Raw genomic sequence first — 12343 nt, forward strand, 5'->3', positions numbered from 1 at the left:
ATGGGTACCTAATCAGTTTTCGCCAGCCGCGCGCTTGAGTTCATACAATAAATCAAGCGCGGCGCGGGGGCTGAGTGCGTCAATGTCGAGATCGGTCAATTTGTCACGCAAGGCGTCAACCTTCGCCTCGGCGGCGTCGATAGCGGCGCTGAACAATGGCAAGTCACCAAGCCCTGCCGCAAGGCCGCCGGTTTCTGCGCGGCCTTTTTCCAGCTTGGCAAGCACGGAACTGGCGCGCGCCACAACCTGCGGCGGAAGACCGGCAAGCTTTGCCACCGCTATTCCATAGCTTCTGTCGGCAGGTCCATCAGCAAGCTCATGCAACAGGACCAGATCGCCCTTATATTCTTTCGCGCGCACATGGTGCAGCGACAGCGCGTCAAGGCTATCTGCCAACCGCGTCAGTTCGTGATAATGCGTTGCGAACAGGCAGCGACAACGATTGGTTTCGTGAACGCCCTCCACCACGGCCCAGGCAATGGCAAGGCCGTCATAAGTCGAGGTGCCGCGCCCAACCTCATCCAATATAACAAAGCTGCGCTCGGTCGCTTGGGCAAGAATCGCGGCGGTTTCGACCATTTCGACCATGAAGGTTGACCGCCCACGCGCCAAATTGTCCGACGCGCCAACGCGGCTGAACAATCGGTCGACAAGGCCAAGCCGCGCCGAGGTTGCAGGCACATAGCTGCCCGCCTGCGCCAGCAAAACGATCAACGCATTCTGCCGCAAAAAGGTGGATTTTCCGCCCATGTTGGGACCGCTGACGAGCCATAACCGCTTTTCAGGCGACAGCTTGCAGTCATTGGCGATAAAACGGTCGCCCGACTTTGCCAGTGCGCTTTCGACAACGGGGTGACGCCCAGCTTCGATCTCAAGGCACGGATGCGCCACAAAAGTTGGGCGGCACCAATTGCTCTGCGCAGCGCGCTCGGCGAGTGCGGCGGACACGTCAATGCGCGCCAAGGCATCAGCGCTTATGGCGATGGCATCGCGGCGGGACAGTATCAGCGTGATCAGCTCTTCCAGATGCGCCGCTTCGGCGGCCAAAGCATGGCCGCCGGCTTGCGTGATGCGGACTGCTTCTTCATGCAATTCCGGCGAATTGAATCGCACCGCCCCTGCCATCGTTTGCCGATGGGTGAAGCCTGTTCCAGGAGCCATCAGCGCATCGCCATGCTTGGCAGGCACTTCGACAAAATAGCCAAGAACGGCATTGTGCCGGATTTTGAGCGCAGATATGCCCGTGGCATCACGATAACGCGCTTCCAACTGCGCGATCGCTTGTCGTCCATCGCGCCCCGCCACCCGCAGATTGTCCAAAGCGGCATCATAGCCTTCGGCGATATAGCCGCCTTGCGTCGCGTCGGTGGGCGGTGAAGCCACCAAAGCGCGCGCCAGCAGATCCACCATATGGCCATGGCCATCCAATGCGGGCAGAAGGTGATCCAACAGCTCCGGCCGATCTGCCATTGCGCCCAGACGTTCACGCAAGGCCCGCGCCGCATCCAAGCCGTCCCGAATCTGGCCCAAGTCCCTTGGGCTGCCCCGACCCGCCACAACACGGCCAAGCGCGCGTGCAATATCGGGCAGTTGCCGCAACGCCCCGCGCACGGCATCGCGGGTTAACGGCGCGTCATGGAACCATTGCACCAATGACAGGCGCGCTTCAATCTTCGCTTGGTCCATCAGGGGCGCAGCCAGATCAGCGGCCAGTTGCCGCGCACCTGCGCCCGTGATTGTGCGGTCAACCTCGGCCAACAAAGACCCTGTGCGCCCGCCTTTGCTTGCGCTGTTGATCTCCAGACTATCGCGCGTTGCCTGATCAATCAAAAGATGTTCATGCACCTCGCGGCGGACGGGCAGTTTTAGGAAGGGCATTTTGCCCTGCCCGGCATGCGCGAGATAAGAAATCAGGCCGCCAGCCGCCGCCTGCTCTGCACGCGTAACAGGGCCAATGCTATCGAGCGTGTTCAGCGCAAAATGCTGCCGCAACACATCGCTGCCAACGATGCTGTCAAAATCTGCCCGTGGCCGCATGCTGGCGCCCGGTAGTTCTGCAAAGCCGTCGGGCACAACCAACTCGCTGGCAGATAGCCGAGCCAACTCCGCCTCAAGCGCGCCAGCCGTCACCGTGACCAGTTCAAAATAGCCCGTCGAAATGTCGGCAGCGGCTATCCCAAAAAGCTCTCCGACCGGCGCAACTGCCACGAGCATGTTGGACGCCCAGCTATCCAGCAGACTATCTTCAGTCAGCGTCCCTGCGGTCACAAAGCGCACAATGTCGCGCGTGACCAACGTTTTTCCACCACGCGCTTTGGCTTGGTCAGGGCTTTCCGTCTGCTCTGCAATCGCGACGCGATGCCCCGCCTTAATCAACCGCGCCAGATACCCTTCGGCGGCATGGACTGGCACACCGCACATGGGGATGGGCTTGCCATCATGTTCGCCGCGCGAGGTCAGGGCAATATCCAGCGTCGCGGCCGCCGCGCGGGCATCATCAAAGAATAATTCGAAAAAATCACCCATGCGGTAAAACAGCAAGCAATCGCCCGCCTTGGCCTTTAAACCAAAATATTGCACCATCATGGGTGTCGGTGTGTTGTCCCCCGCCATAAACAACGCGTTAGCGAAGCCTGTCGGGCGGGGCAATGCTTGCCCTTGCGTCAGCAGCGCGTTAGGGCTTATAAATTGATGATAAATGGTCAGGGCCCAAAATGAACGATAGCGACGTCCAAATCACCCCGCAGGAAGCGCTGGATTTTCATGCGCAAGGACGCCCCGGCAAAATCGAGATCGTGGCGACTAAGCCGATGGCGACTCAGCGTGACCTGAGCCTTGCATATTCGCCCGGCGTCGCTGTGCCGGTGCAGGCCATTTATGATGATCCGGCAACAGCTTATGACTACACCGCCAAAGGCAATCTTGTGGCGGTCATCTCCAATGGCACCGCGATTCTCGGCATGGGCAATTTAGGCGCCTTGGCATCAAAGCCAGTCATGGAAGGCAAGGCCGTCTTGTTCAAACGCTTCGCCGATGTCGACTCCATCGACATCGAAGTGAATACCGAAGATGCGCAGCGCTTCATTGACGCGGTTGAATTGTTGGAACCGACCTTTGGCGGCATCAATTTGGAAGATATTGCCGCGCCCGATTGCTTCATCATTGAACAAACATTGAAAGAGCGGATGAATATCCCTGTGTTTCATGATGATCAACATGGTACAGCGATCATAGCCGCTGCTGGATTGATCAACGCGTGCGAGCTCACCGGAAAGTCGTTTCAAGACATTAAGATCGTTTGCAACGGCGCTGGCGCTGCGGCGATTGCCTGCACGGAGCTGATCAAGGGCATGGGTGTGCCGCACAATAATGTCATAATGTGCGACCGGAAAGGCGTCATCTATCAGGGCCGGACCGAAGGCATGGATCAATGGAAATCCGCGCATGCCGCAAAGACCAGCGCACGCACCCTTGCTGAAGCGATTGTTGGCGCGGATGTGTTTCTGGGGCTTTCGGCGGCCAATGCCTTGAGCGCCGATATGGTGAAATCCATGGCGTATCAGCCAATCATTTTTGCCATGGCAAACCCCGATCCCGAAATTTCTCCGCCGGTGGCGCGTGCGGCGCGGCCGGATGCGATTATCGCGACGGGCCGGTCAGATTTCCCCAATCAGGTCAACAATGTGCTGTGCTTCCCGTTTTTGTTCCGCGGTGCATTGGATGTGCGGGCGACGACCATCAACGAGCCGATGAAGATTGCTGCGTCACACGCGCTGGCGCAACTGGCGCGCGAAACCGTGCCCGAAGAAGTGGCCGCAGCTTATGGCGGCCTCAGGCACAAATTTGGCCGAGATTACATCATTCCGTCGCCATTCGACCCGCGTCTGATAGAAATCGTGGCTTCCGCCGTTGCGAAGGCCGCGATGGATTCGGGTGTAGCACAAAAGCCGATTGCAGACATGAACGCCTATCGCGCCAGCCTGCGCGCACGGCAGAACCCGACGACATCGGCGCTCACCCAAGTTTATGAGGCAGCCCGCGCGAAACCCAAGCGCGTGATTTTTGCCGAGGCCGAAGAAGATGTCGTCCTGCGCGCTGCCGTCCAGTTTAAACAGGATGGCTATGGCATTCCGGTCCTGATTGGCCGTGATGCCCGCGTGACGGAGAAGCTGATTGGGCTGGGTGCGAACCCCGATGATTATGAAATCCACAATAGCGCCACAAGCCCACTGGTCGATAAAATGGTCGACCGGCTGTATAGCCGCTTGCAACGCCGCGGTTATCTGCGCCGCGATATTCAGCGGATGGTCAACCGTGACCGCAATATCTTTGGCGCGTTGCTGCTGCAAATGGATCAGGCCGATGCCTTGATCACGGGCGTCACCCGCACCTTTGGCCAGACGCTGCGCGAATTGCGCCGCGTGCTTGACGCAAAAAAAGACGCGGTGCCCTTTGGTATTCACGTCATGGTCGGCAAAACGCACACAGTGTTTATTGCCGATACCACCGTGAACGAACGGCCAAGCGCCGAGGAACTCGCGCACATCGCCGAGAAGACCGCCGCCGTCGCCCGCCGTATGGGTCATGTGCCGCGCGTTGCATTTTTGTCCTTTTCAACATTTGGTAATCCCGCGGGAAATTGGCTTGACAACATCCGCGATGCGGTTGCGATACTGGACGCACGTCGGCCCGATTTCGAATATGAAGGCGACATGCCACCCGATGTTGCGTTGAACCCGGCGCTCATGAAAAACTACCCATTCTGCCGCCTATCTGGCCCGGCGAATGTTCTGGTCATGCCCGGGCTTCAGTCCGCGAACCTTTCGGCCAAGTTGCTGCGCGAATTGGGGGGGGATCAGGTCATTGGCCCCATGTTGCTGGGCTTTGAACGGCAAGTGCAGGTCGCAACGATGGCATCAAGCACCAGCGACCTTGTGACGCTTGCCGTGTTGGCTGCTGCGGGGATTGCGGATTAGCCTAAATGTCGGACCAGTTGGCATAGGGCGCTCGCCACCACTACGAGGCCAAACATTCGTCTTTGTGTCTTCGTGCGAACCAAAAAGCTGTGAAAGTTCGCACAAAGACACAAAGACCTATCTAACACCGTCATGCTGGGGCCGAAGGCGTGCAGAGCACAATTTGGTTCAGCATCCATTTCGCCCAACAAACCAAAGTTTCAACGGATAGATGGACCCTGAAACAAGTTCATGGTGACGAAGATTTTATAAGACGACGTCATTTCGGGACATCAATTGGGTGGCGACGCCCCATAACCGACATTATTTTTAATTGGGACTATTCGGCGTCGCGCCTTGACCGCCACCGGCACCGACCGCACCGATATTACCGAATATTTCTTCAAAGAAGCTTGTGTCGCGACCCAATGTCGGCGTTTTGTCGCCTATCGGGCTGATCTTTGAAATCAATTCCGTGCCCGTTTGGGAGATAGACGCGACATTGCCTGCGGGGTCAAAACGGACCTTTAACACATATTGCTTGTCAGCCTTTGGCTGCGAAAACGCCAGTTGCTTTGCGTCACGCGAATAATAATACCAGTCATTCTGGTCAAACTGGCCGACAAAGGTCGGGCGGCCCAGCGATGCCTGAACCGATTCCTTATTGTCGACGCCCGGCTGAACAGAATTCAGCAAAGTCTGATCACCAATATAACCCTGATGCGAACGCAGGCGGGTGCATCCCGTCGACAGTGTCAAAGCGGCAATCAATGTTGCAAGACCGGCAATTTGCGACGCACGCATAGACTTCTCCGCTAATCCACTAAACTTGGGGCTTTGCCATTGCATCCTTAAGGCGCAATATCAATATGCAATCCCAGATGAATGCTGCATGAGTAAGGAAGAGTACGCCGTGATGACATTATTGAAACGACTGTTCGGCAACGGGCAACCCGACCCCAAAATAAAGCTTGTCCCTTTATATAATCAAATTGTTGCCAAGGCCCGTGAGCCGCATTGGTATATCGAAGGCGCGGTCCCGGACAGCCTTGACGGCAGGTTCGACATGGTGGCGGCGATTCTATCGCTGGTGCTTTTACGGCTGGAAGAAAGCAAGGCCCACGCGCTTGATATGGCGCGGCTGACGGAGGTTTTTGTCGATGACATGGACGGTCAGCTTCGCGAAGTCGGCATTGGCGACATGATCGTCGGAAAGCATATCGGTCAGATCATGGGCGCCGTCGGCGGCAGGTTAGGCGCGTTGCGCAATGCCATGGACGATCACAGCGCCCTTGACGACGCCTTGGTCCGCAACCTCTATCGCAGCGCGGCACCATCGCCAGACGCGCTTGCACATACACGGCAGGGCTTGCTCGACGTCGAACGTGCACTGGGCGCACAATTGCCAGATATGTTAATAGAGGGCGCCGCCAAATGGTGACGGCCAACGAGTTCAGCCATGTGGTCAAGCTTTCCGAAGTGGGAAGCCATAGCCGCAATCTGCAACTGTCCGCAGACGCGGCGGCGCGTGCTGGCCTGATGGCGCGTTTTGATCTGGCTGCATTGGATTCGCTCAAGGCGGAGATTTCGCTGGCACATGATGCCGAAGGCGTGGTGGCAACTGGCCGTTTCTCCGCTGACCTTGCGCAATATTGCATTGCCTCGCACGACCCTGTTCCTGCCAAAATGGACGAAGTGGTGCATATCCGTTTCATCCCCGAACCCGTTATGAGCGGCGAAGTTGAACTTGAGTTGGAAGCCGGCGATTGCGACACGATGTTCCACGATGGCCAGACTATCGATCTGGGCGAAGCAGTGGCCCAATCGCTTGGCCTTGCGCTGAACCCATATCCACGCAGCCCGGAGGCAGAGAAAATGCTCAAGGCGGCTGGTGTAAAGAGCGAGGAAGATGTGGCCCCGACGGGCGCGCTGGCTGGCCTCAAGGACTTGTTGGCGAAAAAATGATTGCCGCACGCCATGTTTGACGTGGCGCTTCGCCGGTTCGTCGACCCTGCACTTAACCGCATAGCGGCTGGGGTCGTCGACGCCCGCATTTCGGCAAATATGTTGACGATCAGCGGCGCAGGGCTTGCGCTGGCTGCTGCGTTTTTCATCACCCAGTCAAATTTTGCAGCAGCCTTAGGCTTGATCCTGCTCAACCGGATCGTTGACGGGTTGGATGGCGCGGTGGCCCGTATCAAAGGGCCAACAGAGTTTGGCGGCTATCTCGACACCATCTGCGATTATATTTTCTATCTCTCCATTCCGGTGGCGTTTGGATTGATGGACCAGTTTAACCAAATACCCGCTTTGCTGCTGGTCGCCAGCTTCACGCTGACCGCTGTAAGCTTTCTGGCCTTTGCCGCCATTGCCGCGCGGCAGGTGTCCGACGACGGCGCGCATGGGCCAAAGGCATTTATCTATTCAACGGGGTTGATGGAGGGCGCGGAGACCATCGCGTTTTTCGCGCTATTTTGCCTGTTTCCTAGCTTTTTCCCGACATTAGCGATCATCTTCGCTGCATTATGCCTACTGACGGTCCTGCAACGTTTCATCCTCGCAGCAAAAAGTTTCGGCTAACCGCGTTGCCAGCGGAACCAGCGTTCGGCCCATTTCAACAGGCCCTCGGGTTTGCGCGCAAGGCCAAATTGCCCCGCAGCATATTTATTCGCCTCGGCCCATGTGGGATAAGGGTGAATGGTCTGAAGGATACTGCGCAGGCCCATATTGTGCTTCATGGCAAAGGTGACCTCAGCGAGAATTTCGCCTGCATTCTGACCAATGATCGTCGCGCCCAATATCCGGTCGCTACCCTTTGCCGTCAGGATTTTCACAAAACCATGCGCCTCGCTTTCGGCAATGGCGCGGTCAAGGTCGTCCAGATCATAACGCGTGATATCAAAGGAAAGACCCTGCGCTTCGGCTTCGGCTTGCGTCAGGCCAACCGTCGCCAACTCCGGTTCGGTATAGGTCACGCGCGGCAGGACGCGATAATCGGTACGGTATTTTTTGAAGGGCCGCGCCAGCGCGTTCACGCTGGCATACCAAGCCTCATGACTGCCGCCATGGGTAAGCTGCTGACGTCCCGCCACATCGCCGGCGCATAAAATATGTGGCAGGTTGGTGCGCAGAAATACGTCGTTTTCCAAACGTCCATCGACGATTAGCCCAAGCTCTTCCAAACCAAAGCCGGCAACGCGGGGCGTGCGCCCGACCGCAATGATGATGTCATCATATGCAATTTCTGCCGCGCCATTCGGTCCAGCCACAATGAGCGTCTTATTTGCCTCAAACCGCAATGCGCGATGGTGGGTAAGGACTGACACGCCTTCCGATTCCAGGCGCGCCGTTACGCATGCTGCAGCGTCGGCATCTTCCTTCAACAGCAAACGTTCCGCCATTTCGATTATGGTGACGTTTGACCCAAGCCGCTGAAAGGCCTGCGCCAGTTCACAGCCGATCGGCCCGCCACCCAAGATGACGAGCCTGTCCGGCGCGGCAGAACGCATGGCCATGGCGTCCCACAAAGTTTCGCTGGTTAGGTATCCGCTATTCTCCACACCGGGTAGCGGCGGAATCAGCGGCGTTGCGCCTGTGGCGATGATAAAGGATTTGGCCGTTAATCGCCGTGCGCCGTCAATCTCGACCGTCCACGGGTCGACGAAACGCGCATAGCCTTGCACGCAGTCGACCCCAAGGCCGGTAAAGCGTTCAACGCTATCATGTGGTTCAATAGCTGTGATGACGTCCCGGACGCGGCGCATCACGGCGGGGAAGTCAATGATAGGCGCACCCACGTCAATACCAAAGCGCGCGGCATCGGCAATCTGGTGCGCGACCTTGGCGCTTTTGATGAGCGCCTTGGATGGCACGCATCCGGTGTTCAGGCAGTCCCCGCCCATCTCATGCGCTTCAATCAACGTCACCTTGGCCTGCACCATTGCCGCGATATAGGCCGAGACCAAGCCCGCAGAACCCGCGCCAATGACGATAAGATTGCGGTCAAACCGTTTGGGTTTTTTCCAGCGTTCAGCCACGGCTGCGTTGTACCAAAGCGACAAGGCCTTTTGCCACCCAAGGGAAAAGCGCGAGCGCGACAAAAGAGGCAATTAGCATTGGCGACAACAGACCAGAGGTGCTTTCGATCAGGCTAATCTGCGTGCCCGCATTCACGAATACGATGGTCGCAGGCAGCATGCCCAATTGGCTGACCCAGAAAAATGTCCCGGTTTTGATGCGCGTAAGACCCATTAAAAGGTTGATGACGAAAAACGGGAAGACAGGAATCAGGCGCAGCGTGAAAAGATAGAAAGCGCCATCCTTTTCTAGGCCTTGGTCAATCGCGCGCAGACGTTCCCCAAATTTGCCTTGGACCCATTCGCGCAACACGAAACGGGCGCTTAAAAACGCCAAGGTCGCCCCCAAGGTGGAGGCAAAAGAAACGATGATTGTGCCAACCACCACGCCGAACAATGCGCCCGCAATCAATGTCATGATCGCGGCACCGGGAATTGAAAGCCCCGTCACCGCGACATATAGGATGAAGAACCCGGCGATATAGAGGACGGGATTGGCATCCTTCGCCGCGACGATATCTGCTTGGCTGGCCTTGAAGTTTTCGAGGCTCAGAATCTGGCCAAGATCGAAAACGACATACGCAACAATTGCGCCAAGCAGAACAAGGACCAAGATTGCTTTTTTCATCACGGCCCCGGCTATGCGCCCCTATCTAGAATCAAAACGGCACGTCGTCGTCAAGGTCATTATCAAAGTCGCCACCGCCAAAGCCGCCTGACGATCCGCCGCTGCTATTACCGCTGCCACCGGATCCACCGCCAGATGATGCGCCGCCACCCCAGCTATCGCCGCCGCCGCCTGATCCGCCTTTGGGACCGTCGAGCATCACCAGCTTGCCATCAAAACCGGCCACCGAAACTTCGGTCGTGTAACGGTCATTGCCTGATGCATCCTGCCATTTACGCGTACGCAATTGACCCTCAATATACACCTTGCTGCCTTTTTTTAAGAATCGCTCGGCCACGCCGACAAGGCCGTCCGAATTGAGCACAACGCTGTGCCATTCGGTGCGTTCCTTTTTTTCGCCCGTGGTGCGGTCTTTCCAATCTTCCGACGTTGCGATGCGCAAATTGCAGATGCGGCCGCCATTCTGGAAGGATTTGACTTCAGGATCCGCGCCCAAATTGCCAACGATGATGACTTTATTGACGCTTCCCGCCATGTTCCCGTCCTTTAAGTAAAATTTTCTGTCGGACTGCTATAAGCCGAAGGACCGCGCTGTCCAATATGTAATCCCAGCAGCCGCATACGCCAGCGCAAAAAGATAGCTGACCATGAAGATGGGCCATTTCCAGCCATTGGTTTCACGCCGTGTCACAGCAATGGTCGAGATGCATTGTGGCGCGAAAACAAACCAAGCGAGGAAAGCCAAGGCCGTCGCCAACGACCAATCCGCCGAAAGCTTTGGCCCAAGGCTGGTCGCCGCGGCATCTTCATCTGCCGCGTCAATGGCATAGACTGTTGCGAGCGCCGATACCGCAACTTCGCGCGCAGCCATTGCCGGGATGAGCGCCAAGGCAATATCATGGTTGAAGCCGATCGGGCGCACAATCGGTTCAAGCCCGTCGGCTATGCGGCCTGCAACCGAATATTCGACTTGCGAAACATTGCTGCCGTCTGGTGCCTTGGGAAAGCTTAACAGCGCCCATAAGATAATCGTAGCGGCGAAGATGATCGTCCCTGCGCGGCGCAAAAACACCCAAGCGCGCTGCCATAGGTTGATCGCAATATCACGCGGGCGCGGCCATTGGTAACGCGGCATTTCGATGAGGAAACTGCTCGTCCGGCTTTGCGTCACAAAGCGCTGAATGACCGCTGCTGCCAGCATGGCGCCCAATATACCTGCGATATACAGGCCGAAAAGGACAAGACCCTGAAGACCGATGCCGGGGCCAACGCTGGAGGCAGGAATAAAGGCGCCAATGATGACGGTATAGACCGGCAGACGCGCCGAACAGGTCATCAGCGGCGCAATCAGGATCGTCGCCAATCGCTCCTTTTGGTCCATGATCGTCCGCGTCGCCATAATGCCCGGAATCGCACAAGCGAAGGAGGACAATAAGGGTATGAAACTGTGCCCCGACAGGCCGACTGCTGCCATCATGCGATCCATCACAAAGGCCGCGCGAGTCATATAGCCCGATGCCTCAAGCACCAAGATGAAGAGGAACAGGATCAAAATTTGCGGCAAGAATACAATCACGGAACCCACGCCAGCGATCACACCATCTGTTAAAAACGAGCGTAGATATCCGTTGGGTAGGACATTTTTGATGCCATCGCTGAGCAACGCAAAGCCGCTTTCAATCCAGCCAATGGGCGCTTCGGACCAACCGTACACCGCCTGAAACATCAGGAACAAAAGGCCCAATAATATCACGACGCCGCCCACCGGATGCAGCAGAACTGCGTCCAACCTGCGTGTCCATTGGCGGCCAGCGGCTTCGCTGATGATTGCCGAGCGGGCAATGTCGCGGGCGCGCTGATTCTGGGCGCCAAAGGATGTCGCGACGGGTTCAATCGACGCGACGGGATTTTTGAGCGCGCCATCAAGCGCCGTCATTAAGGGTTCAAGCCCGCGACGGCGGACCGCAACGGTTTCAATCACCGGCACGCCCAGCGCGCGGGCCAGTGCCTGCGCATCAAGCCGAAGGCCATCGCGTTCGGCAAGATCAACCATGTTCAGCGCGACCACCGTCGGCAGGCCTTGCGCAATCAGTTCAAGCGCAAAGCGCAAATGATTGTCGAGATTGCCCGCATCGAGCACAATCAATAATGCGTCCGGGCGGCGGTGCCCGGAAAGATTGCCCAAAACAACATCGCGCGTGACGGCTTCGTCAAGGCTGTCGGGATCCAAGCTATAAGCGCCGGGCAAGTCGATCATTTCAACCGGACGCCCATCGGCAAAAGAGGCGCGGCCCGATTTGCGTTCAACCGTGACGCCGGGATAATTGGCAATTTTCTGCCGCGCGCCGGTCAATGCATTGAACAGCGCACTTTTGCCGGCATTGGGGTTACCGACCAATGCGACTAGAGGGGGTAGTTGCGTCATGCGGATAACTCGCAATCAATCGCGGCGGCCACCTTCGTGCGCAACGCGACGGTCATGCGGCCAACCCGGACGGCCAATGGATCACGCCACATCAATATGCCCTTATGCAACACCTCTATTGTCACCCCAGTTTCAAAACCCAGCGCGCGCAAACGATGCCCCTCTTGATCGGGCAAGGATTCCCAATCAATGGCCCGAATGAGGGCGATTTGGTTCAACGGAAGATGGTCAAGTTGCACGAATGCTATTTGCAACCGAT

Annotated in this window: 11 protein-coding genes; 4 read left to right on the forward strand and 7 right to left on the reverse strand. The window is 57.2% G+C overall.

Annotated elements, in window-relative coordinates; genetic code table 11:
* Positions 1 to 12: 12 nt before the first annotated feature.
* Positions 13 to 2613: a DNA mismatch repair protein MutS gene (gene mutS, locus Q0O07_RS00970; protein ID WP_295489245.1), complete on the reverse strand. Its 2601-nt coding sequence runs from the start codon at positions 2611 to 2613 to the stop codon at positions 13 to 15.
* Positions 2614 to 2714: 101 nt separating this feature from the next.
* Between mutS and Q0O07_RS00975 the strand changes: the two genes are divergently transcribed.
* Positions 2715 to 4976 (forward strand): NADP-dependent malic enzyme, encoded by a 2262-nt coding sequence (locus Q0O07_RS00975; RefSeq protein WP_295489246.1) that lies wholly within the window; start codon positions 2715 to 2717, stop codon positions 4974 to 4976.
* Positions 4977 to 5285: 309 nt separating this feature from the next.
* Here the strand turns inward: Q0O07_RS00975 and Q0O07_RS00980 are convergent, their stop codons facing one another.
* Positions 5286 to 5759, reverse strand: coding sequence for an outer membrane protein assembly factor BamE (locus tag Q0O07_RS00980; protein ID WP_295489247.1), 474 nt, complete (start codon positions 5757 to 5759; stop codon positions 5286 to 5288).
* 88 nt (positions 5760 to 5847) lie between these two features.
* Here Q0O07_RS00980 and Q0O07_RS00985 point away from each other — a divergent pair, with 88 nt between their 5' ends.
* The 3 genes from Q0O07_RS00985 to Q0O07_RS00995 are packed head-to-tail and all read left to right on the forward strand — an operon-like array spanning position 5848 to position 7535.
* Positions 5848 to 6396 (forward strand): ubiquinol-cytochrome C chaperone family protein, encoded by a 549-nt coding sequence (locus Q0O07_RS00985; RefSeq protein WP_295489249.1) that lies wholly within the window; start codon positions 5848 to 5850, stop codon positions 6394 to 6396.
* A complete protein-coding gene (locus Q0O07_RS00990) occupies positions 6390 to 6920 on the forward strand; it encodes a YceD family protein (protein ID WP_295489251.1) in 531 nt (176 codons plus the stop codon). Before Q0O07_RS00985 ends, Q0O07_RS00990 begins: the two co-directional genes overlap by 7 nt.
* Positions 6921 to 6932: 12 nt before the next feature.
* Positions 6933 to 7535, forward strand: a complete 603-nt coding sequence (locus tag Q0O07_RS00995) for a CDP-alcohol phosphatidyltransferase family protein (RefSeq protein ID WP_295489252.1) — start codon at positions 6933 to 6935, stop codon at positions 7533 to 7535.
* Here Q0O07_RS00995 and Q0O07_RS01000 read toward each other — a convergent pair.
* The 5 genes from Q0O07_RS01000 to Q0O07_RS01020 are packed head-to-tail and all read right to left on the reverse strand — an operon-like array spanning position 7532 to position 12323.
* Positions 7532 to 9016 (reverse strand): FAD-dependent oxidoreductase, encoded by a 1485-nt coding sequence (locus Q0O07_RS01000; RefSeq protein ID WP_295489253.1) that lies wholly within the window; start codon positions 9014 to 9016, stop codon positions 7532 to 7534. The genes Q0O07_RS00995 and Q0O07_RS01000 overlap by 4 nt on opposite strands.
* Positions 8985 to 9659 carry a TVP38/TMEM64 family protein gene (locus tag Q0O07_RS01005; protein ID WP_295489254.1) on the reverse strand — a complete coding sequence of 225 codons (675 nt, stop codon included), beginning with the start codon at positions 9657 to 9659 and terminating at the stop codon, positions 8985 to 8987. The genes Q0O07_RS01000 and Q0O07_RS01005 overlap by 32 nt, the downstream gene beginning before the upstream one ends.
* A gap of 31 nt (positions 9660 to 9690) precedes the next feature.
* Positions 9691 to 10194, reverse strand: coding sequence for a single-stranded DNA-binding protein (gene ssb, locus Q0O07_RS01010; RefSeq protein ID WP_295489256.1), 504 nt, complete (start codon positions 10192 to 10194; stop codon positions 9691 to 9693).
* A gap of 36 nt (positions 10195 to 10230) precedes the next feature.
* Complete coding sequence (locus Q0O07_RS01015) at positions 10231 to 12084, reverse strand: ferrous iron transporter B (protein ID WP_295489258.1); 1854 nt, start codon at positions 12082 to 12084, stop codon at positions 10231 to 10233.
* Positions 12081 to 12323: a FeoA family protein gene (locus tag Q0O07_RS01020; protein WP_295489310.1), complete on the reverse strand. Its 243-nt coding sequence runs from the start codon at positions 12321 to 12323 to the stop codon at positions 12081 to 12083. Before Q0O07_RS01020 ends, Q0O07_RS01015 begins: the two co-directional genes overlap by 4 nt.
* Between the last annotated feature and the right edge of the window lie 20 nt (positions 12324 to 12343).

The organism is Sphingorhabdus sp. EL138 (assembly GCF_945890115.1).
Taxonomy (GTDB): Bacteria; Pseudomonadota; Alphaproteobacteria; order Sphingomonadales; family Sphingomonadaceae; genus Sphingorhabdus_B.

Excerpts from the sequence above, each read along its gene's own strand:
- mutS (WP_295489245.1), bottom strand. The coding sequence starts at position 2,613 with ATGGCGGGGGACAACACACCGACACCCATGATGGTGCAATATTTTGGT.
- Q0O07_RS00975 (WP_295489246.1), top strand. The coding sequence starts at position 2,715 with ATGAACGATAGCGACGTCCAAATCACCCCGCAGGAAGCGCTGGATTTT.
- Q0O07_RS00980 (WP_295489247.1), bottom strand. The coding sequence starts at position 5,759 with ATGCGTGCGTCGCAAATTGCCGGTCTTGCAACATTGATTGCCGCTTTG.
- Q0O07_RS00985 (WP_295489249.1), top strand. The coding sequence starts at position 5,848 with ATGAGTAAGGAAGAGTACGCCGTGATGACATTATTGAAACGACTGTTC.
- Q0O07_RS00990 (WP_295489251.1), top strand. The coding sequence starts at position 6,390 with ATGGTGACGGCCAACGAGTTCAGCCATGTGGTCAAGCTTTCCGAAGTG.
- Q0O07_RS00995 (WP_295489252.1), top strand. The coding sequence starts at position 6,933 with ATGTTTGACGTGGCGCTTCGCCGGTTCGTCGACCCTGCACTTAACCGC.
- Q0O07_RS01005 (WP_295489254.1), bottom strand. The coding sequence starts at position 9,659 with ATGAAAAAAGCAATCTTGGTCCTTGTTCTGCTTGGCGCAATTGTTGCG.
- ssb (WP_295489256.1), bottom strand. The coding sequence starts at position 10,194 with ATGGCGGGAAGCGTCAATAAAGTCATCATCGTTGGCAATTTGGGCGCG.
- Q0O07_RS01015 (WP_295489258.1), bottom strand. The coding sequence starts at position 12,084 with ATGACGCAACTACCCCCTCTAGTCGCATTGGTCGGTAACCCCAATGCC.